The sequence below is a fragment of the Pedococcus sp. P2_D7 genome (assembly GCF_056404295.1).
Genome location: NZ_JBFUEH010000004.1, coordinates 388,372 through 406,742, shown reverse-complemented (window position 1 = coordinate 406,742; position 18,371 = coordinate 388,372). Strand labels below are relative to the sequence as shown.

The following is an 18,371-nucleotide window of genomic DNA, read 5'->3' as shown; positions in this document are numbered from 1 at the left end:
CCCTCGTGGGGTCCGGAGCGCCCCGCTGGCTACTCGGAGATCTGGTACGTGATGGTGGTGATCCGGGCCATGATCGACGTGCGCAGCGCCACCGGGGCCTCCTCGCACGCGCACGACCGCTTGACCAGCGCCTTGAGCGCCTGGTCGAGGTCGTACTCCTGCAGGCAGGGCCCGCACTCCTCGAGGTGGTGCTTGATCTTGACCGTGTCGGCGTGCGTCATCTCGCCGTCGAGGTACTCGTAGACCCGGTGCAGCACCTCGGAGCAGTCCGAGCCCGCAGCCTCTCCCGGTCCCATTTCTCCGCAGCTCATGAGTCCGCTCCCTGGGTCACGAAGCCGCGCTCGGCGGCATACTCCGTCAACAGCTCCCTCAGCTGGCGCCGGCCGCGGTGCAACCGCGACATGACGGTGCCGATGGGGGTGTCCATGATCTCGGCGATCTCCTTGTAGGCGAAGCCCTCGACATCGGCGAGGTAGACCGCCATCCGGAAGTCCTCCGGCAGCTCCTGGAGCGCCCGCTTCACCTCGGTGTCGGGCAGGTGGTCCAACGCCTCCATCTCGGCCGACCGCAGGCCGCTCGAGCTGTGCGACTCCGCACGGGCGAGCTGGTAGTCCTCGATCTCCGCGGCATCGGACTGCAGCGGCTCGCGCTGCTTCTTGCGGTAGGTGTTGATGTAGGTGTTGGTGAGGATCCGGTACATCCACGCCTTGAAGTTCGTGCCGGGGCGGTACTGGTGGAACGCCGCGAAGGCCTTGGTGTAGGTCTCCTGGAGCAGGTCCTCGGCATCCGCCGGGTTGCGCGTGGTGCGCAGCGCCGCGGAGTAGAGCTGGTCGAGCAGCGGCATCGCCTCGCGCTCGAAGCGCCCTTGGCGCTCGGCGGGGGTCTCGCTGGACACGTCGACCGTGGCGTCAGGGGTGGCCTCGTCGATGATGGTGTCGGTGGCGGGTGTCTCAGTCATTGCCCTCCAGCCTAGTCCCGCGGTGGCGTCGACAGGCTTCTCGGTCGTGGCGGACAGGCCCAGTCCGACAGGCGCGGTGAGCGCGGTGCCGCGGACGGGCGGTGCGGTCATGACGGGCACGAACTGGCTCCTGGTGGTGCATCGGTGGGATTCGACCGCCTCGCGGCCGGTCCCTTGGTCCAACGGGGCGCCTCTCGCCGTCATTCCCAGGCGCTACGGTTTCCGGTATGTCGCGCGCTCCGGAACCCACCTTCGTCCAGCTGCTCACGGACCAGGTCCGCCACGAGTTCACCGCCAGCCAGCAGTACATCGCCATCGCGGTGTGGTTCGACGGGCACGACCTCCCGCGCCTGGCGACGCACTTCTACCTCCAGAGCGTCGAGGAGCGGAACCACGCCATGATGATGGTCCAGTACATGCTGGACCGTGACTGGGCGCTGACCGTCCCCGGCGTCGACGAGGTGCGCAACGAGTTCGGCAAGCCCCACGAGCCGATCGCCCTCGCGCTGGAGCAGGAGAAGTCGGTGACCACCCAGATCGAGGCGCTGTTCCGCGCGGCCCGCACCGAGGGCGACGTCCTGGGTGAGCAGTTCATGCTGTGGTTCCTCAAGGAGCAGGTCGAGGAAGTGGCGGCGATGAACACCCTGCTGACCATCGCGCAGCGAGCCGGTGAGGACTGGTTCCAGATCGAGGACCACCTCGCCCGTGAGGCCGTGGGCGACAGCGGCAACGACGCCTCGGCGCCGGCCGCCGCCGGCGGCGCGCTCTAGCCGCAGGACCGCGACCCGGCCGGGCCTCAGGCGAGCGAGCGCACGAAGGCGACGGCCGCGGCCACCAGGTCGTCCGGCTTCCTGGTGAAACCGTGACCGCCCTTGACCACGGTCACCCACGACGGGTCCGGCAGCTCGGCGCGCACCTCGGCAGGCGTGCCGAACGCGTCGGACTCGCCCTGCACCACGTGCAGCGGTATGCCGTGTGGCACGGGTGCGCGCAGCTCCTCCGCCCGCGAGAGCTCGGGCTTGCCCGGCGGGTGGAGCGGGAAGGCCAGCGCGAGCGCCGCATCGGCGGCCACCTCGTGGGCGGTGCGGAAGGCGACCCGCGCCCCGTTGCTCTTGCCGCCCACGACCAGCGGCCTGGGGAGGGCGCCGCGCCCCCGGGCCAGGTGCGCGACGACCGGCAGCCACGCGGGGTCCTGCGTCGCGGCGGGTGGCGGCAGCTTGCGCCCGGCGACGACCCAGGCCTGCTCGACCAGGGCCACGGCCCACCCGGCCTCGACCAGCCCGGTGGCGACAGCGGTCACGTCGCCGGCGCGGATGCTGCCGCCCGCGCCGTGGGTGAGGACGACCGAGCCGTGCGCCCGGGGCGGTCGGGCCAGGTGGACGCGCGCCGGTCCCAGCGGCGTCTCGACGTCGACGACTCGGGTGGTGCTCATGCGGGGTTGGGCCCTCCGGCCGAGTCGGCGGCACCGGCAGCGTGGCCGCCGATGATCTCGCCGGTCATGGGGTCGACGACGCCGTCGAGCTCGTCGGGGCCGGCCGGCTCGATGAGCTGGGGGCCGTTGCTGCGGTTGGACGAGACCGCCGTCCCGACGGGGTGCGCCTCGAAGCGTCCCGGCGACGCGAAGGCGAGCAGCCGGCCCACGACGGCCGGGTCGGTGACAGCGGGGTCGAGCCAGGTGGCCCAGTCGCCCCGCTCGAGGACGAGCGGCTGCCGGTCGTGGATCCGGTCCAGGCCCGGCTCGGCGTCGGTGGTGATGATCGTGAAGGTCGTCAGCCAGGCCTCGGGGTCGTCCTGGTCCGCGATCTCGCGGTCCCGCCAGAACTCGTAGAGACCGGCGAACGCCACGATGTCGCCGTCGGCCCGGTGCAGGTAGAACGGCTGCTTGCGCGGGTTGCCCTTCGCGTCCGTGCTGACCGGGGACTTCTGCCACTCGTACCAGCCCTGGGCCGGCACCAGGCACCGGCGCGACGCCGCGGCCTTGGCGAACGAGCCCTTCTCCAGGACCGACTCGGCCCGGGCGTTGATCATCCGCATCCCGATCTTGACGTCCTTGGCCCAGCTGGGGACCAGCCCCCACGTCAGCAACCGCAGCTGGCGCACGGGAGCCGGCTCACCGGCATACTCCTCCGCGGTGTCGCGGGGAGCGCGGGCCAGGACGACGGGCGCCTGCTTGCTCGGGGCGAGGTTGTAGTCGGGCGTGCCGGCCGGCGGCGACTGAGGGTTCTTGAGGATGCTGCGGGCCGGCTCCGAGGTGCGGTCCTGCTCCACCTCGAACTCCTCGACCAGCTCGTCGGGGTTTGCTGTCGCTGCGTATCGGCCGCACATGGTGGACAGGGTACGCAGCGACGCTGACCTGCCAATACGGTAGACAGGGAGGCGACGTGCGAACCGACCGACCGCACCCCCCAAGGCATCACCAGGAGTGAACATGACCCTCGTCCGCCGCGTGGCCCGGCCGCTGCTCGCAGCGATCTTCGTCGTCCAGGGCCTCGAGCAGCTCCGGCACCCCTCGGCCCTCAAGCCGAAGGTGGCCCCCTTCGCCGAGCAGCTCGCTCCCCTGGGCCTGCCCAACGACCCCGAGCTCCTCGTGCGGGCCAACGGCGCCACCATGGTCGCGGGCGGTGCGCTGCTCGCCACCGGTCGGGTGCCGCGCCTCGCCGCCCTGGCCCTGGCCGGCGCGCTCGTGCCGACCACCTACGTCGGCCACCCCTTCTGGGCCGAGACCGACCCGGCCGTGAAGCGCACCCAGCGGATCGGCTTCCTCAAGAACCTCGGGCTGCTCGGTGGCCTCCTGCTCGCCAGCGTCGACACCGAGGGCAAGCCCGGCCTTGCCTACCGCGCCGGGCTCGCCGGCGACTCCGCGAAGCGAACCGCCAAGCGGGCCAGGCGCGAGGCGAAGCACGCCGCGCACGCCGCCCGTCGCGAGGCCAAGCTGGCGGCCGCCCAGGCGCACGATGCCCTCACCTGACCCATCGCACGCCGCGCAGGGCGACTGGTCCACGCCCCGCGCGACCCGACCCGTCGACGCCGAGGTCGCCCTGCCGGGCAGCAAGTCCCTGACCAACCGCTTCCTCGTCCTCGCCGCGCTCGCCAACAGCCCGTCGCGGCTGCGTCGGCCGCTGCGGTCACGCGACACGCTCCTCATGGCGCAGGCCCTGCGCGACCTCGGTGCGGGCGTCGACGACGCCACCGGGCACGGCGCCCTCGCCCCCGACTGGGTGGTCACGCCGGCGACGCTCAACCGCGGGGCGCACGTCGACTGCGGGCTGGCCGGCACCGTGATGCGCTTCCTCCCACCCGTCGCCGCCCTGGCCGACGGCCTGGTCACCTTCGACGGCGACGTCCAGGCGCGAGTGCGCCCGATGGGGCCGGTGCTCGCCGCCCTGCGAGTGCTCGGGGCGACGGTCGAGGACGAGGGCCGCGGCACGCTGCCCTTCACCGTCCACGGCACCGGGAGCATGCCGGGTGGTGCCGTCACGCTCGACGCGTCCTCGTCGTCCCAGTTCATCTCCGCGCTGCTGCTGGCCGCTCCGCGCTACGACAACGGCGTGACGATCCACCACGTGGGCAAGCCGGTCCCGTCCGAGCCCCACATCGAGATGACGGTCGAGACCCTTCGCGACGCGGGCGCCATCGTGGACGACGGCGACGCCAACACCTGGCGGGTCGAGCCGTCCGAGATCAACGGTCTCGACGTGCAGGTCGAGCCCGACCTGTCCAATGCCGCGCCGTTCCTCGCCGCCGCACTCGTGACCGGCGGACGCGTCACCGTGCCCGGCTGGCCCCAGCACACCACGCAGGCGGGCGACGCGATCCGCGACATCCTCGACGCCATGGGGGCCGACGTCTCCCTCTCCCGCGAGGGGCTGACCGTGTCGGGGAACGGTGAGGTCGGCGGGGTCGACGTGGACCTGCACGACGCCAGCGAGCTCACCCCTGTGGTCGCTGCGCTGGCCGCGCTGGCCGACTCCCCCACCGTGATCCGCGGGGTCGCCCACATCCGGGGACACGAGACCGACCGGCTGGCCGCCCTCTCGCGCGAGCTCGGCGCCGCCGGCGCGACCGTCACCGAGACCGACGACGGCCTGCGCATCGTGCCCGGCGCCCTCACCGGAGGGTTGTTCCACACCTACGCCGACCACCGGATGGTCATGGCCGGCGCCGTCCTGGGGCTGCGCGCCCCCGGGCTCGTCGTGGAGGACCCCGGCACCGTGGCCAAGACCCTCCCCGAGTTCGTCGACCTGTGGCACGGCCTGGTGGACCCCGGTGGTGACCGACGGTGAGCCGACGCGCGTCGGACTACGACGAGAGCGACGTCCGCATCCGGCCGAGCCGTCGGGGGTCCCGACCGAGGTCCAAGGACCGCCCCGCCCACGAGGACGCCGTGCCCGGGTTCGTCATCGGCGTCGACCGTGGTCGCTACACCGTGCTGGTCGCGGCGGGCGCTGGCGGCAAGCGCCCTGACGGGAGGCCCTGGCCGGAGCGCATCGTCACCGCCATGAAGGCCCGCGAGCTGGGGCGCAAGGGCATCGTCGTCGGCGACGACGTCGAGCTGGTCGGCGACACCACCGGCAACCCCGACGGCCTGGCCAGGGTCGTCCGCCTCACCCCACGGCGATCGGTGCTTCGCCGCACCGCTGATGACACCGACCCGGTCGAGCGCGTCATCGTCGCGAACGCCGACCAGCTCGTCATCGTCTCCGCACTGGCCAACCCCGAGCCGCGTCCCCGCATGATCGACCGCTGCCTCGTGGCCGCCTACGACGCCGGGCTCGATCCGCTGCTGGTGCTCACCAAGGCCGACCTCGCCGACGCCGACGCCTTCCTCGCCAACTACGCCCCGCTCAACGTGCGCAACATCGTGACCGCCACCGGTGAGACCGGCTTCGAGGGTCTCGAGGCACTGCAGGAGCAGCTGGTCGACCGGGTCAGCGTCTTCATCGGCCACTCCGGCGTGGGCAAGTCCACCCTCGTCAACGGGCTGGTCCCCGATGCCCGCCGTGCGACCGGAGTGGTCAACGACTTCACCGGTCGTGGTCGCCACACCTCCAGCTCCGCAGTCGCGCTGCGGCTCCCGGACGGCAGCGGCTGGGTGATCGACACCCCCGGGGTGCGGTCCTTCGGCCTGGCCCACGTGGACCTCGCCCGGATCATCCAGCACTTCCCCGACCTGGAGCCCGGCACGGCCGAGTGCCCGCGCGGATGCACCCACGACGAGGAGGAGTGCGCCCTCGACGCGTGGGTCGCATCCGGTCAGGCGGGGCCGGCCGGCACTTCACGCCTGGAGTCGCTGCGGCGCCTGTTGCGCGCGCGGTCGGGCGACTCGGACTGAACCCGCCGCCCCAGCGGACCCAGCACCAAGTGGCCGGCGAACGCCAATGCCGTTGACAGCACTGGCATCCCGAACAGCAGTCCGAGCTGGACATGCATCGGCGCGGACAACATGGTGTCCTCGTCGAGACGCCCCGACCACCACAGCAACACGCCGGGACCGGCGATGGCCAGGACCGTCACGGCGCGGGCCAGCAGGCCAGGACGACGCAGCAACGGCCCGGCGACGAGCAGTCCGGGAGCCAGCGGCGCGCCCTGTCCGGCGAACAGGATGAGCCCGGGCACGAACAGCAGCCGGAACCACCGCCGAGGCCCGGTGGCGTGGCGCGCCACCCACGAGAGCCCGATCAGCAGCCCAAGGACACCGCTGAGGCCGATGACCATCGACGTGCCGGACCAGGTGAACTCCGGCTCGGTCGACACCAGGCGCATCCAGGCCCGGGCCACCACACCCCACGCCGCCCCCAGGCCGAGGCCGGTGAGGGCGGCGCGGAGCACCGCGTGCCGGGAGCCTGTCATCACCACTCCACGGGCAGGCACGCGAGCCTCGCCCCCGCGGTCCCGTCCGCTGCGGTCGGGTTGGCGTGGATCACCACGGATCGCGGGCCGGCCGCCGGCGCCCAGTCGACCCGGGCCATGCTCTGCCCGTTCCCACCGTCGTTGATGGTCACGTCGAGCCAGATCTCGGTCTGGTCGTTCACCGTGGCGGGTGTCGTCGCGGAGTGGTTGTAGTGGCCGAGGGCTGCCCCGCCGTTTCCCGCCACGCAGGGCCCGCGGTGCAGGTGTGCGCCGAACGTCCGGCCCGCCACCGCGGGGTCCACGCCATGGACGACGAACACGGCCTGCGTCGCGTCCGTGCCGACCAGGGTCAGCTTGGCTGACGCCCCGTCGAACGGTCCGGACGCTGTCGGGGCCAAGTCCCGCAACCCACTGTTGAAGTTCAGTGCCGCCCCCGCAACAGCCGGGGCGACTGCGGCGCCCACGCCCACGATCGCAGCGCAGGCCGCCGCGGTGGCCGTCCTCCGCCAAAGAGGTGATGACTGGATGTGTTCCATGATGCTCTCCTTGCCCTGTGATGCCGTGGTGCTGACACCTCACTGACGCGACACCACGACGCGATGGGTGACACGAGAATTCACCGAAATTCGTTGTCACCCAACGGCTCTGCTCGTTCGTCTGTTGAGGTGATGGAGTCTGTGGGCGTAGTGGACGGTGGCACACGGGAGGCGTTGGCGGTCCCTGCCGCCGACGCCCTCGTGGCCGCGCTCTTCGCCGCGGAGGCGCCACGGCTCGTCTCGCTCGCGAGGTTCTTCGTGGAGGACCGCACGGCCGCGGAGGACCTCGTGCAGGAGGCGTTCATCCGCCTGTCGCGCAGCGCCCACCGGATCCGTGATCCCGAGCGCGCTGCGGCCTACCTGCGGTCGATCGTCATCAACCTGGCCCGCGACCACAACCGGCGCGGTCTCGTCTCGCTGCGCCACCGACCGCCGGCCGTCCTCGACGAGCCCTCCGCGGAGGAGACCGCCGCCGCCCGGGAGTCACGCTCGGAAGTCGTCGAGGCACTGCGCAAGCTGCCGCACCGGCAACGCGACTGCCTCGTCCTGCGCTACTACCTCGACCTACAGGTCGAGGCGATCGCCACGACCCTTGGCATCTCCACCAACTCGGTCAAGACCCACCTGCAGCGGGGCATGCGTGCCCTCGGAACCGCCCTGGAGGAGAGGCAATGAGCACCCTCGAGGAACGCCTGCACGAAGCCCTCGTGAGCGAAGGGACCCGGGCCGAGCCGTCGCCGGACCTCTTCGCCCGCGTAGTCGCCTCGATCGACGACGACCGGGCCCGACGGCGCCGCCTGGCCCGGGTCGGGGCCCTCTGGCTGGTCGGGACCGCTGCCCTGACGGCAGCCGTGCTGACCCTCACACCGAGAGATGGGAAAGGACTGCACATGCCCTGGTGGATCCTGGAGGTGGGTACCAACCTCGCCCTGCTGGCCATCGCCTTGTGGCTCGGCCCGTTCATCAAGCGCTTCGGGCGGGCGTATGCCGCCGACGTCTTCCACGACAACCCGCTCACCGGCAAGAGCTACATCGTGCTCACCGACATCGTCTATTACCTGATCTTCGCCGCGTACATCCTCTTCAGCGTGCACGTCGCGCCCCAGAAGGACTGGCAGAACTCGATCTCGGGCAAGGTCACCGCTGAGCAGGTGACCTTCGAGCTGGGCCGACTCGGCGGCATACTCCTGATCATCGGGATCCTGCACGGTCTCAACATCGTCCTGATGCCGTTGCTCGGGCGGATCTTCTCGCTGAACCGCCGGCTGCCCGGTCGGCAATAGGGCCCGTCTACGACGCGGTGCCGCCCTCCCGTGAAGGAGGACGGCACCGTGAGGGGTCGTGCGGTCAGGCGCCTGCGGTCTGCGCCTTCGGGTCGACCTCGGTGAGGTCGATCGTCTCGATGATCTCGCGCGGAGAAGCGAAGTGACAGGCCGACAGGTGCTCGGCAACGCCGTCAGGGCGCTGCTCGAGCAGCGGGATGTCGGTCTTGCACTTGTCCTGCGCCTTCCAGCACCGCGTGTGGAACCGGCACCCCGACGGCGGGTTCGCCGGCGAGGGCACATCGCCCTTGAGGACGATCTGCTCGCGCTTGTCACGCAGCGTCGGGTCCGGCACCGGGACGGCGGACAGCAGCGCCTGGGTGTAGGGGTGGGTGGGACGACCGTAGATCTCGTCCTCCTCCCCCAGCTCTGCCATCTTGCCGAGGTACATCACTCCCACGCGGTCCGAGATGTGCCGGACGACGGACAGGTCGTGGGCGATGAAGATGTAGGACAGGCCGAGCTCGTCCTGCAGCTTCTCCATCAGGTTGACGACCTGCGCCTGCACCGACACGTCGAGCGCGGAGACCGGCTCGTCGCAGATCAGCACCTTGGGGTTGAGCGCGATGCCACGGGCGATGCCGATGCGCTGCCGCTGACCACCGGAGAACTGGTGGGGGTAGCGGTTGATGTGCTCCGGGTTGAGGCCCACGAGGTCGAGCAGGTCCTGCACGGCCTTGCGGCGACCCTTCTTCGGCACCACGTCGGGGTGGATGTCGAAGGGCTCCCCCACGATGTCGCCGACCGTCTTGCGAGGGTTGAGCGAGGTGTAGGGGTCCTGGAACACGATCTGGATGTCGCGCCGGAGCCGACGCATCGCACGACCCTGCTGGGCGTACATGTCGACGCCGTCGAAGATCACGCTGCCCGAGGTGGGCTCCTCCAGGCGCATCAGGAGGCGGCCGAGCGTGGACTTGCCACACCCGGACTCACCGACGATGCCCAGCGTCTCGCCCTTGAGGAGCTCGAAGCTGACGCCGTCGACGGCCTTGACGTTGCCCACGGTCCGGCGCAGCACACCGCCCTTGATGGGGTAGTACTTGACCAGGTCGGTCGCGGTCAGAATGGCCTCAGCCATGGAGGACCTCCTCGGCGAAGTGGCAGGCGCTCTCGCGGCCGGGAGCGACCTCGAGCAGGGCAGGGCGGTCCTCACGGCACACGTCCTGGGCGTACTTGCAGCGCGGGTTGAAGGCGCAGCCCGGGGGGATCCGCATGAGGTTGGGCGGCAGGCCACCGATGGCAGCGAGCTGCTGACCCTTCTGGTCGAGGCGCGGGATCGACTCGAGCAGACCCTTGGTGTAGGGGTGTCCGGGCTGCCGGTAGAGGTCGAAGACGTCTGCCCGCTCGACGATCCGGCCGGCGTACATGACCGCAATCTTGTCGGCGACGTCGGCGACGACACCGAGGTCGTGCGTGATCAGGATGAGCCCCATCTGGCGCTCCTCCTGCAGCTCCTGCAGCAGGGCCATGATCTGCGCTTGGACGGTCACGTCCAGCGCGGTGGTCGGCTCGTCGGCGATGAGCACCGCCGGGTCGAGCGCGATCGCCATGGCGATCATGATGCGCTGGCGCATGCCGCCGGAGAACTGGTGCGGGTAGGCCTTCACCCGCTCCTTGGCGGCCGGGATCTGCACGCGCTGCATGAGCTTGACCGCCCGCTCGAGCGAGTCGGACTTGTTCATGCCGCGGTGCACGCGGAACATCTCGGCGATCTGCCACCCGACCGGGAACACCGGGTTGAGCGACGACAGTGCGTCCTGGAAGACCATCGAGATCTCCGGGCCGCGGGTCCTGCGCCGCTGCTCGTCGGGCATGGTCAGCAGGTCCTGACCGCAGTAGCGGATCTGGCCCTTGGGGATGACCGCAGGCGGCATGTCGAGGATGCCCATGATCGCCTGCGCGGTCACGGACTTGCCCGACCCCGACTCACCGAGGATGGCCAGCGTCTGGCCCTCGTAGAGGTCGAAGTTGACGCCGTTGATCGCCTTGGCGACGCCGTCGGCGGTGTGGAACTCGACATGGAGGTCGTCCACTTCGAGCAGGAGGCCGTCCTTCGGCGTGTAGGTCTGGCCGGAGGACTTCGCCGACTGGCGGGCCATGGTTTCAGAGGTTGTCATGTGTCGTCTTTCTCCCGCCTCAGCGCGACTTCGGGTCGAAGGCGTCGCGGACTGCGTCACCGAGCATGATGAAGGCCAGCACCGCCAGGCTCAGGAAGAGGCTGGGGAACAGCAGCATGTGCGGAGTGGTCCGCAGCCCGACGAGGGCGTCAGAGATCGCCACGCCCCACGAGATCGCGGGAGGCGTCAGCCCGATACCGAGGAAGCTCAGGGTTGCCTCGACGGCGATGAAGACACCGAGGTTGATCGTGGATACGACGATGACTGGCGCCATGGCGTTGGGGAGCACGTGCGCGCGGATGATCCGCCACGGCGTCGCCCCGAGGGCCCTGGCTGCCTGGACGTAGTCGTTGGGCTTGACCTGCATCACGCTGGACCGCATCAGTCGGGCGATACCCGGCCAACCGAAGATCGCCAAGACGATGACGACCTTGCCGACCACCACGAGGTACGGGGTGTCCTGGTTGTTCGGCTTCACGGACATGAACAGGATGCCGCCGAGCAGCAGCGGGATCGCGAAGAAGATGTCGGTGATGCGCGACACGACGGCGTCCAGCCACCCGCCGTAGTACCCGGCCAGGGTGCCCAGTGCAACGCCGATCAAGGTCGTCAACAACGTGGCGAACAAGCCAACCAGGATCGAGGCACGGGCACCGTAGACGGTGCGCGAGTAGATGTCGTAGCCCTGGATGTCGCGGCCGAACCAGGCGCTTCCGCTGGGCTTCTGCCGGGCCTCCTTCAGGAGGGCGGCGTCGGGGTCGACATGGGTGAACAGCTGCGGCACGGCTGCCATCAGGACGAACAGCAGGATGAGCCCGACCGACACCCAGAAGACTGGGTTGCCCTTCAGGATCCGCCAGGCGTCCGAGGTCAGCGACCGAGCCTCGTCGTGGCCTCCGGCCGGGGCGGCGGTCTCGGCGCCAATGGCAATGGTCGATGACTCAGTCATGGCTGATCCTCGGGTCGAGCACGCCGTACAACAGGTCGACGAAAAGGTTGACGAGCAGGAAGACCAGCACGAGGACGGTGACCGTGCCGACGACGGACACGCCGTCGTGGTTGTGGATGCCCTGGTAGAGGAAGCCTCCCACGCCTGGGATGTTGAAGATTCGCTCGGTGACGATGGCACCACCGAGCAGCCCTCCGAAGTCAGCACCGATGAAGGTGACGACGGGCACCAGCGAGTTGCGCATGGCGTGCACGCCGATGGCGCGTCCGCGCGTGAGGCCCTTGGACACGGCGGTGCGCACGTAGTCGGCCCGGAGGTTCTCCACGAGGTTGGTGCGGGTCAGGCGCGCGACGTAGGCGATCGAGGCACTGCCCAGCACGAAGGCCGGCATGATCAGCGACCTCGTCGGGTGGTCGGCCTGGTAGGTCACGGGGGCGAGGCCCAACTTCACGCCTACGTAGAACTGGAGGAGGAAGCCGATGACGAAGACGGGCACCGAAATCACGAACAAGGTGCTGACGAGGACGAGGTTGTCGATGAATTTGCCCTTGCGAACGCCGGACATGATGCCGGCGATGATGCCGATCACCGTCTCGAAGACGATCGCCATGAGGGCGAGCTTGCCGGTGATCGGGTAGCGCTGTCCGAGCTCGTCGGACACCTTGATCTGGCGGAAGTTGGTGCCCAGGTCGCCGGTGACCACGTTGCCCATGTACTTGGCGTACTGGACCGGGAAGGGATCGTCGAGGTTGTGCTCGAGACGGAACTGCTTCACGAACCCGGGCGCACAGGGTCGGTCACCACACATGCCGGCCGTCGGGTCGCCAGGCATGGAGAAGACCATCCAGAAAATGATGAATGTCGATCCGATGATCACCGGGACCATCTGGAGCATTCGGCGAAGGATGTATTTGTACACGTCACCTCCTTGTTGGACGCCGCGGGGAGGGGTGAGGCCCGCCGGCGTGACTGAGACCAGTCGTGTGGGGCGAGACGTGCACGCCCTTGTGCTGCTCACAACATTGCCGGCACTGGGCCGGCAGGCCGACGACGCTGCCTCGGTGCCCCCACCGAGAAGGTGGGGGCACCGGGGGTTGGCTTACTTGAGCGCCAGGGTGGAGAAGTCGATCGTGCCGAACGCAGTGACCTTCACGCCGGTGACCTTGTTCGACCATCCGAACTGGGCGGTCGAGTACCACATGGGGATGGAAGCCATGTCGCTCGCGAGAACGCCTTCAGCCTCCTGGTACTTGGCGTTGGCCGCAGCGCCGTCCTTGGCAGCAGCAGCCTCCTTCAGCAGCTGGTCGAACTGGGCGCTGCTGTAGTCGCTGTCGTTCGAGCCCGCGCCCGTGCCGTACAGCGGGGCGAGGAAGTTCTCGATCGACGGGTAGTCCATCTGCCATCCGGCGCGGAACATACCCTTCATCTTGCGGTCCGTGATCTGGCTACGGAACGTGGCGAAGTCGACGACCGGGGTGGCGACACAGTCGACACCGAGGGCGGTCTTGATCGAGTTGCAGGTCGCCTCGACCCACGCCTTGTGAGAAGCGTCGGCGTTGTAGGAGATCGTCATCTTGCCGCCCTTGAAGCCACCGGCCTCGTCGAGCTTGGCCTTGGCCTTGGCAGCGTCGAAGACACAGGACTCGCCACAGGCGTTGGCCTTGTAGCCGTCGACGACCGGGGAGACCCAGCCAGTGGCAGGCTCACGCGTGCCGTTGAAGATCTGCTTCACGATGGTCGGACGGTCGATCGCCATGGAGATCGCCTGACGCAGCTTGACGTCCGAGTAGTTCGGGTCGGTCTTGGCCGGCGGGAAGTTGATCGCCTGGATGACACCGACAGCCTTGGACAGGTTGCGGTCCGGCAGGTCGGTCTTGTACTTGTCGTCGATCAGGGCCGAGGACGGGATCGTGTCGATCACGTCGAGCTGGTTGGCGATGACGTCGTTGTAGGCAGCGTCGTCGTCCTGGTAGATCTTGAACGTGATGCTGTCCAGCTTGCCGGCGAACTTGCCCGAGTAGCCAGCGAACTTGCTGATCTTGATCTCGGTGTTCTTGGTCCAGCTGTCGAACTTGAACGGACCCGCACCGATCGGCTTCTCACCGAAGGCCTTGGGGTCGTTGAAGAAGGAGTCCGGGACCGGCGCGAACGCGGTGTAGCCAAGGCGGACGGGAAGGTTCGAGACCTTCTCCTTCGTCTTGATGGTGAAGGTGTAGTCGTCCTTCACCGCGAGACCGGACAGCTTGTTCGTCTTGGCCTTGCCAGCACCCGCACACGGGTCGTCACCGGAGCCGGTGCACTGCGTCTCGGCGTAACCCTCGATCGGGTCGAAGAAGTAGCTACCCAGCGCGGCGTTCTCGCCAGCAGCCACCCAGTTCCAGGCGTCGACGAAGTTCTTCGCCTTGACCTCGGTGCCGTCCTGGAACTTGTAGCCCTTCTTCAGGGTGATGGTGAAGTTCTGGTTGTCCGTCGTCTCGATCTTGTCCGCGATGTCGTTCTCGGGGGCAGCGGTCTCCGGGTTGTAGTGCACGAGCTTGGCCGCGATGGCGTCAAGCACGTTTCCACCACAGGTCTCGTTCGTGTTGCCCGGGACAAGGGGGTTCTGGGGGTTGCACCCGCGGACCGTGACAGCCCCGCCGGTCTTGCCAGCGGCGCTGGAGCTGGTGTCATCGCTGCCGTTACCGCCACCGCAGGCTGCAGCAAGCAGCGCAACGGAAGAGATACCAGCAACCAGGGCCACCGTGCGAGTAGTTCCTCGCATTGACGTCCTCCTACTTAGGGTCTGCCGCCCAGATGGGCGGTCGGTCCGGGCTGTGCACCGATTGGAGCGCAGCCCTGTAACGCACAGGGCGTTCGTGTTGTGGCACCCATGAAAGGGCAAGGAAGGAGTAAAGGCGACGCTCTGGGCCAACCCGAGACAAAAACGTGATCGTCCTGCCGCCGACTTGAGAGCAGATCTTCGGCGCGAATGCCTTTTGTCCCTATTTGGTGATGTTTGGTTTGGAATGCCCTACGGTCGTTGACGGAGGCGCAACGCCCTCCGTCCACTCTTGCGGACGCCGCCGTGGAAGCCGGGGTCCACCGTCGTGGCGCCCCGACGGGCTAGCGTGGCCGGGTGCCCTATGACGACGACCTGCGCCTTGCCCATGTCCTGGCCGACGCGGTCGAGCGGATCACCATGTCCCGCTTCCGGGCGCACGACCTCGTCGTCGAGTCCAAGCCCGACCTGTCGCTCGTCAGTGACGCGGACAAGGCCGCCGAGGAGCTCGTCCGGTCGCAGCTCAAACGGACCCGCCCGCGCGACGCCGTCGAGGGCGAGGAGTTCGAGACCACCGGCCACGGTCCGAGGCGCTGGGTCATCGACCCCATCGACGGCACCCACAACTTCGTCCGCGGAGTCCCTGCCTGGGCGACCCTGATCTCGCTGGTCGACAACGACATGCCCGTGCTCGGGCTGGTGGCCGCCCCGGCCCTGGGTCGACGGTGGTGGGCCGCCAACGGCTCAGGAGCCTGGTCCGGGCGCAGCCTCGCGGCGGCGAAGCGGATCCACGTGTCTGCCGTGTCCGACATCGCGGACGCGTCCCTCTCCTACTCCAGCCTCAAGGGCTGGCGCGAGGTCGACCGGCACGAGGAGTTCCTGCAGCTCACCGACGACTGCTGGCGCAGCCGCGCGTTCGGTGACTTCTGGTCCTACATGCTCGTCGCCGAGGGCGCGGTCGACATCGCCGCCGAGCCGGACCTCGCCGTCTATGACATGGCCGCCCTGGTGCCCATCGTCACCGAGGCGGGCGGTCGGTTCACCTCGTTGGCCGGCAAGGACGGCCCGTGGGGCGGCAACGCGCTCGCCACCAACGGCATCCTGCACGACCAGGTGCTCGACCGGCTGGGTACGGGCGCCCGCGCCTGACGCACGCCGGGGCCGGACCGCACCCTGGGTACCTGCCGTCGCTCAGGCGGGGACGATGCTCACGTCGCCGACGCCAAGGGCACGCACGTCCTCGGCATACGAGCTCGCGTCGCCGACCACGACGATGGTCCACTCCCCCTGCACCCACTCGCGGTAGGCCGCGGTGAGCTGGTCGCCGTCGAGCCGGCGCATGGCCTCGAGGGTCTGCGTCGTGAACTCGGTGGTGAGGCCGTCGAGGGCCATCAACACCGCCTCGTCGGCGACCGCGTCGGCGGTGGCGAAGCGGCCCGGAGCCGTCTTGCTGATGAAGTCGACACCGGCGCGCACTTCCTCGGGGCTGAACCCCTCGCGCCCTGACGCCAGCAGCTCGAGCAGGAGGCGAACCGACTCCACGGTCGCGTCGGCCCGCACCGAGCCGGACGTCAGGAACAGCCCGCCCACCCGGCGGGGACGGAAGGCCGAGCGGATCCCGTAGGTGTAGCCCTTCTCCTCGCGCAGCACCGCGTCGACGCGCGCGTTCGGGGAGCCCCCGACCATGAAGCCCAGGACCGGGTATGCCGCCCAGCCCGTCCTCGTGTGCCGGTCCGGTCCCGCCCAGCCCACGAGGAGCTCGCTCTGCACCGACCCGGGTCGGTCGACGAGCACGACTCGCGCCGCGTCAGTGGCACGCCGCGGGGCCGTGGCGGTCGGGGCCGGCACGTGGGCGGCGTTGCGCCAGCTGCCGAGGGTGTCCTCGGCCAGGGCCACGACGTCGAGGCCGGAGAGGTCGCCGGCCACCACGGCGGTCATGCCGGTCGGGCCGACCCGCACGGCGTGGAAGTCGACGATGTGCTGGCGGGTCAGGGCGGAGATGCTGGCGGTGGTGCCGGCCGTGGGTCGCGAGGCACGGTCGGCCCCGTCGAAGAAGGTCGCGATGAACTCCTGCGCGGCGCGCTGCGGCGCGAGGGCACGCTCCTGCTCGATCTGGGCGAGCCGGGTCTTGCGGTGGCGGTCCACCTCGGCCTCGGGGAAGACCGGCTCGGCCAGCGCCTGGCGGAGCAGGTCGAGGGCCTCGGCGAGACGGCGTTTCGGGACGTCGAGGTCGACCCCGAGCCCACCGTCAGTGACTGAGGCGCCGAGGGCAATTCCCTTGCGCTCCAACAGTTCTGCGAACTCCTCGGGCGAGTGCTCGGCCGTCCCCTCATCCAGGAGCCGGGCCATGATGCTCGCGACGCCCTCGACCTCGCGGGGCTCGACGGACAACGGGAAGGGCAGCACCGTGCGCACCGAGATGACGTACTGCCCCGGGATGTCGTAGGCCAGCAGCTCGATGCCGTTGGACAGCGTGTGCCGCGCCGGGGTCGCGAACTGCCACGCGCCGGGGGCCTGCACCGGGGGTTCGGGCGGGGTGCCGTCGTCGACCGCGCGGTCGACGACGTCGGTCACGTCGCTCATGCCACCTCCTCCTCGTCACGGACGGACAGGTGTCGGACGACGGCCCTGCTCTCGGGCCGCAGCCAGCGGGCCGCGGCGGCACGGACGTCGTCCGGCCCGACCTCGCCGATCCGGTCGAGGAACGTGTTGACGAACTGGCCGTCGCCATGGAGCAGCACGTGCTGGCTGATCAGGTCGGCCCGCTCCTCCTGCCCGGCCAGAGCGGACAGCCACGAGCGCTCGGACTGCGCCAGCGCGGACTCCATCTCGACCTCGGTGGGACCCTCGACGACGAACCGCTCCAGCTCCTCCACCACGGCTGCCTCGACGGCTTCCGGGTCGTGGCCGTCGGCCACGTCGACCATGAGGAACCCCAGCGAGACACCGTCGACGAAGCCCATTGCGTGCGCCTGCACGGAGTTGGCGACCTGCTCGCGCCGGACCAGCCGCTGCACCAGTCGCGACGTCGAGAGACCGCCGAGGGCGTCGATGGCCAGCCCTGCCGCGAAGAACTCAGGGGTGTTGTCGACCGGGAGCCGGAAGGCGATGTGCAGGCGGTCGTTGGGGACGTGTCCCGGTCGGTCCACCCGCACCGGCGCGGCGAGCGGCTCCAGCGGTGGGACTGCCGGTCTGGCCGGCTCGGCCGATGGGGACAGGTGGCCGAAGTAGCGCTCCGCCGCGGCGAACCCCTCCTCCGGGGTCACGTCGCCGACCAGGGTGAGCACGCTGTTGTTGGGGCCGTAGTAGCGGCGGAAGAAGTCGTGCACGTCCGTGAGGCTGGCCGCGTCCAGGTCTTCCATCGACCCGATCGTGGGGTGGTGGTACGGGTGCCCGGCAGGGAACACCGCGGCATACACCTCGATCAGGGCGGTGCCGTAGGGGACGTTGTCGTAGCGCTGGCGCTTCTCCTCCTTGACCACGTCACGCTGGTTGTCGAGGTTCTCCTGCGTGACCGCGTCGAGCAGGTGCCCGTGCCGGTCGGCCTCCATCCAGAGGGCCAGCTCGTAGGCGCCCTTGGGGATGGTCTCGAAGTAGTTGGTGCGGTCGAACCACGTCGTCGCGTTGAGGCGCCCGCCCTCGGCCATCAACCGGGTGAAGTGCTGACCGCTGGCAATGTGTCGGGACCCCTGGAACATCAGGTGCTCGAACAGGTGGGCGAAGCCGGTCCGCCCTGACACCTCGTGGCGCGACCCGACGTTCACCCAGATGTTGACGGTGACGGTGGGCACGGAGGCGTCCGGCGAGACGACGACCCGTAGGCCGTTGGCCAGCGTCTTCTCGTGGATGGGGTAGTCCAGCGGCATGGCGCCACCCTAGGC

The 18,371-nt window shown here is 69.5% G+C and carries 20 protein-coding genes; 7 read left to right on the top strand and 13 right to left on the bottom strand.

Going from position 1 to position 18,371, the window contains the following annotated elements; all coding sequences use genetic code 11:
- Positions 1 to 29: 29 nt before the first annotated feature.
- Both rsrA and AC1DWJ_RS11135 read right to left on the bottom strand, forming a co-directional pair.
- Complete coding sequence (gene rsrA, locus AC1DWJ_RS11140; protein WP_457253561.1) at positions 30 to 311, bottom strand: mycothiol system anti-sigma-R factor; 282 nt, start codon at positions 309 to 311, stop codon at positions 30 to 32.
- Positions 308 to 958, bottom strand: a complete 651-nt coding sequence (locus AC1DWJ_RS11135; protein WP_477620792.1) for a sigma-70 family RNA polymerase sigma factor — start codon at positions 956 to 958, stop codon at positions 308 to 310. The genes rsrA and AC1DWJ_RS11135 overlap by 4 nt, the downstream gene beginning before the upstream one ends.
- A 227-nt stretch (positions 959 to 1,185) precedes the next feature.
- On the opposite strand from AC1DWJ_RS11135, the gene AC1DWJ_RS11130 reads away from it, so the two are divergent.
- Positions 1,186 to 1,728, top strand: coding sequence for a ferritin (locus AC1DWJ_RS11130; protein ID WP_457253563.1), 543 nt, complete (start codon positions 1,186 to 1,188; stop codon positions 1,726 to 1,728).
- A 26-nt stretch (positions 1,729 to 1,754) separates the two neighbouring features.
- Here the strand turns inward: AC1DWJ_RS11130 and AC1DWJ_RS11125 are convergent, their stop codons facing one another.
- Positions 1,755 to 2,390 carry an alpha/beta hydrolase family protein gene (locus tag AC1DWJ_RS11125; protein WP_457253565.1) on the bottom strand — a complete coding sequence of 212 codons (636 nt, stop codon included), beginning with the start codon at positions 2,388 to 2,390 and terminating at the stop codon, positions 1,755 to 1,757.
- Positions 2,387 to 3,283: an SOS response-associated peptidase gene (locus tag AC1DWJ_RS11120; protein WP_477620791.1), complete on the bottom strand. Its 897-nt coding sequence runs from the start codon at positions 3,281 to 3,283 to the stop codon at positions 2,387 to 2,389. The genes AC1DWJ_RS11125 and AC1DWJ_RS11120 overlap by 4 nt, the downstream gene beginning before the upstream one ends.
- A 103-nt stretch (positions 3,284 to 3,386) precedes the next feature.
- Here AC1DWJ_RS11120 and AC1DWJ_RS11115 point away from each other — a divergent pair, with 103 nt between their 5' ends.
- The 3 genes from AC1DWJ_RS11115 to rsgA are packed head-to-tail and all read left to right on the top strand — an operon-like array spanning position 3,387 to position 6,290.
- Positions 3,387 to 3,926, top strand: coding sequence for a DoxX family protein (locus AC1DWJ_RS11115; RefSeq protein ID WP_457253567.1), 540 nt, complete (start codon positions 3,387 to 3,389; stop codon positions 3,924 to 3,926).
- Complete coding sequence (gene aroA, locus AC1DWJ_RS11110) at positions 3,913 to 5,241, top strand: 3-phosphoshikimate 1-carboxyvinyltransferase (RefSeq protein WP_477620790.1); 1,329 nt, start codon at positions 3,913 to 3,915, stop codon at positions 5,239 to 5,241. Before AC1DWJ_RS11115 ends, aroA begins: the two co-directional genes overlap by 14 nt.
- Positions 5,238 to 6,290, top strand: coding sequence for a ribosome small subunit-dependent GTPase A (gene rsgA / locus AC1DWJ_RS11105; protein WP_457253569.1), 1,053 nt, complete (start codon positions 5,238 to 5,240; stop codon positions 6,288 to 6,290). The genes aroA and rsgA overlap by 4 nt, the downstream gene beginning before the upstream one ends.
- Here the strand turns inward: rsgA and AC1DWJ_RS11100 are convergent.
- Both AC1DWJ_RS11100 and AC1DWJ_RS11095 read right to left on the bottom strand, forming a co-directional pair.
- A complete protein-coding gene (locus AC1DWJ_RS11100; protein ID WP_477620789.1) occupies positions 6,212 to 6,808 on the bottom strand; it encodes a hypothetical protein in 597 nt (198 codons plus the stop codon). The genes rsgA and AC1DWJ_RS11100 overlap by 79 nt on opposite strands.
- Positions 6,808 to 7,344 (bottom strand): hypothetical protein, encoded by a 537-nt coding sequence (locus AC1DWJ_RS11095; RefSeq protein ID WP_477620788.1) that lies wholly within the window; start codon positions 7,342 to 7,344, stop codon positions 6,808 to 6,810. The genes AC1DWJ_RS11100 and AC1DWJ_RS11095 overlap by 1 nt, the downstream gene beginning before the upstream one ends.
- 174 nt (positions 7,345 to 7,518) lie before the next feature.
- On the opposite strand from AC1DWJ_RS11095, the gene AC1DWJ_RS11090 reads away from it, so the two are divergent.
- Together AC1DWJ_RS11090 and AC1DWJ_RS11085 are read left to right on the top strand one after the other, a co-directional pair.
- Positions 7,519 to 8,019 (top strand): SigE family RNA polymerase sigma factor, encoded by a 501-nt coding sequence (locus AC1DWJ_RS11090; RefSeq protein WP_477620787.1) that lies wholly within the window; start codon positions 7,519 to 7,521, stop codon positions 8,017 to 8,019.
- On the top strand, positions 8,016 to 8,627 hold the full coding sequence (locus AC1DWJ_RS11085) for a hypothetical protein (RefSeq protein ID WP_477620786.1): 612 nt from the start codon (positions 8,016 to 8,018) through the stop codon (positions 8,625 to 8,627). Before AC1DWJ_RS11090 ends, AC1DWJ_RS11085 begins: the two co-directional genes overlap by 4 nt.
- 64 nt (positions 8,628 to 8,691) lie before the next feature.
- Here AC1DWJ_RS11085 and AC1DWJ_RS11080 read toward each other — a convergent pair whose 3' ends face one another.
- The 5 genes from AC1DWJ_RS11080 to AC1DWJ_RS11060 form a co-directional block, all read right to left on the bottom strand.
- Positions 8,692 to 9,744 carry an ABC transporter ATP-binding protein gene (locus AC1DWJ_RS11080; RefSeq protein ID WP_457253573.1) on the bottom strand — a complete coding sequence of 351 codons (1,053 nt, stop codon included), beginning with the start codon at positions 9,742 to 9,744 and terminating at the stop codon, positions 8,692 to 8,694.
- Positions 9,737 to 10,765 carry an ABC transporter ATP-binding protein gene (locus AC1DWJ_RS11075; RefSeq protein ID WP_457254166.1) on the bottom strand — a complete coding sequence of 343 codons (1,029 nt, stop codon included), beginning with the start codon at positions 10,763 to 10,765 and terminating at the stop codon, positions 9,737 to 9,739. Before AC1DWJ_RS11075 ends, AC1DWJ_RS11080 begins: the two co-directional genes overlap by 8 nt.
- A gap of 37 nt (positions 10,766 to 10,802) precedes the next feature.
- Positions 10,803 to 11,732 (bottom strand): ABC transporter permease, encoded by a 930-nt coding sequence (locus AC1DWJ_RS11070; protein ID WP_457253574.1) that lies wholly within the window; start codon positions 11,730 to 11,732, stop codon positions 10,803 to 10,805.
- A complete protein-coding gene (locus AC1DWJ_RS11065) occupies positions 11,725 to 12,651 on the bottom strand; it encodes an ABC transporter permease (RefSeq protein WP_457253575.1) in 927 nt (308 codons plus the stop codon). The genes AC1DWJ_RS11070 and AC1DWJ_RS11065 overlap by 8 nt, the downstream gene beginning before the upstream one ends.
- Before the next feature lie 180 nt (positions 12,652 to 12,831).
- Entirely contained in the window at positions 12,832 to 14,289 is a 1,458-nt protein-coding gene (locus AC1DWJ_RS11060; protein ID WP_457253576.1) for a peptide ABC transporter substrate-binding protein, read from the bottom strand.
- A gap of 558 nt (positions 14,290 to 14,847) precedes the next feature.
- Here AC1DWJ_RS11060 and hisN point away from each other — a divergent pair.
- Positions 14,848 to 15,639: a histidinol-phosphatase gene (hisN, locus tag AC1DWJ_RS11055; protein WP_477620785.1), complete on the top strand. Its 792-nt coding sequence runs from the start codon at positions 14,848 to 14,850 to the stop codon at positions 15,637 to 15,639.
- A 42-nt stretch (positions 15,640 to 15,681) separates the two neighbouring features.
- On the opposite strand, the gene AC1DWJ_RS11050 is transcribed toward hisN, so the two are convergent.
- Together AC1DWJ_RS11050 and AC1DWJ_RS11045 are read right to left on the bottom strand one after the other, a co-directional pair.
- Positions 15,682 to 17,073, bottom strand: a complete 1,392-nt coding sequence (locus AC1DWJ_RS11050; protein ID WP_457253578.1) for a M16 family metallopeptidase — start codon at positions 17,071 to 17,073, stop codon at positions 15,682 to 15,684.
- Positions 17,070 to 18,356, bottom strand: a complete 1,287-nt coding sequence (locus AC1DWJ_RS11045) for a M16 family metallopeptidase (protein WP_457253579.1) — start codon at positions 18,354 to 18,356, stop codon at positions 17,070 to 17,072. Before AC1DWJ_RS11045 ends, AC1DWJ_RS11050 begins: the two co-directional genes overlap by 4 nt.
- Positions 18,357 to 18,371 lie beyond the last annotated feature (15 nt).

What these genes read in the sequence shown, in the direction of transcription:
- AC1DWJ_RS11130 (WP_457253563.1), top strand. Translation starts at nt 1,186, where the DNA reads ATGTCGCGCGCTCCGGAACCCACCTTCGTCCAGCTGCTCACGGACCAG.
- AC1DWJ_RS11050 (WP_457253578.1), bottom strand. Translation starts at nt 17,073, where the DNA reads ATGAGCGACGTGACCGACGTCGTCGACCGCGCGGTCGACGACGGCACC.
- AC1DWJ_RS11115 (WP_457253567.1), top strand. Translation starts at nt 3,387, where the DNA reads ATGACCCTCGTCCGCCGCGTGGCCCGGCCGCTGCTCGCAGCGATCTTC.
- AC1DWJ_RS11100 (WP_477620789.1), bottom strand. Translation starts at nt 6,808, where the DNA reads ATGACAGGCTCCCGGCACGCGGTGCTCCGCGCCGCCCTCACCGGCCTC.
- AC1DWJ_RS11085 (WP_477620786.1), top strand. Translation starts at nt 8,016, where the DNA reads ATGAGCACCCTCGAGGAACGCCTGCACGAAGCCCTCGTGAGCGAAGGG.
- aroA (WP_477620790.1), top strand. Translation starts at nt 3,913, where the DNA reads ATGCCCTCACCTGACCCATCGCACGCCGCGCAGGGCGACTGGTCCACG.
- AC1DWJ_RS11070 (WP_457253574.1), bottom strand. Translation starts at nt 11,732, where the DNA reads ATGACTGAGTCATCGACCATTGCCATTGGCGCCGAGACCGCCGCCCCG.
- AC1DWJ_RS11045 (WP_457253579.1), bottom strand. Translation starts at nt 18,356, where the DNA reads ATGCCGCTGGACTACCCCATCCACGAGAAGACGCTGGCCAACGGCCTA.
- AC1DWJ_RS11125 (WP_457253565.1), bottom strand. Translation starts at nt 2,390, where the DNA reads ATGAGCACCACCCGAGTCGTCGACGTCGAGACGCCGCTGGGACCGGCG.
- AC1DWJ_RS11075 (WP_457254166.1), bottom strand. Translation starts at nt 10,765, where the DNA reads ATGGCCCGCCAGTCGGCGAAGTCCTCCGGCCAGACCTACACGCCGAAG.
- AC1DWJ_RS11120 (WP_477620791.1), bottom strand. Translation starts at nt 3,283, where the DNA reads ATGTGCGGCCGATACGCAGCGACAGCAAACCCCGACGAGCTGGTCGAG.
- rsrA (WP_457253561.1), bottom strand. Translation starts at nt 311, where the DNA reads ATGAGCTGCGGAGAAATGGGACCGGGAGAGGCTGCGGGCTCGGACTGC.
- AC1DWJ_RS11080 (WP_457253573.1), bottom strand. Translation starts at nt 9,744, where the DNA reads ATGGCTGAGGCCATTCTGACCGCGACCGACCTGGTCAAGTACTACCCC.
- AC1DWJ_RS11135 (WP_477620792.1), bottom strand. Translation starts at nt 958, where the DNA reads ATGACTGAGACACCCGCCACCGACACCATCATCGACGAGGCCACCCCT.
- AC1DWJ_RS11095 (WP_477620788.1), bottom strand. Translation starts at nt 7,344, where the DNA reads ATGGAACACATCCAGTCATCACCTCTTTGGCGGAGGACGGCCACCGCG.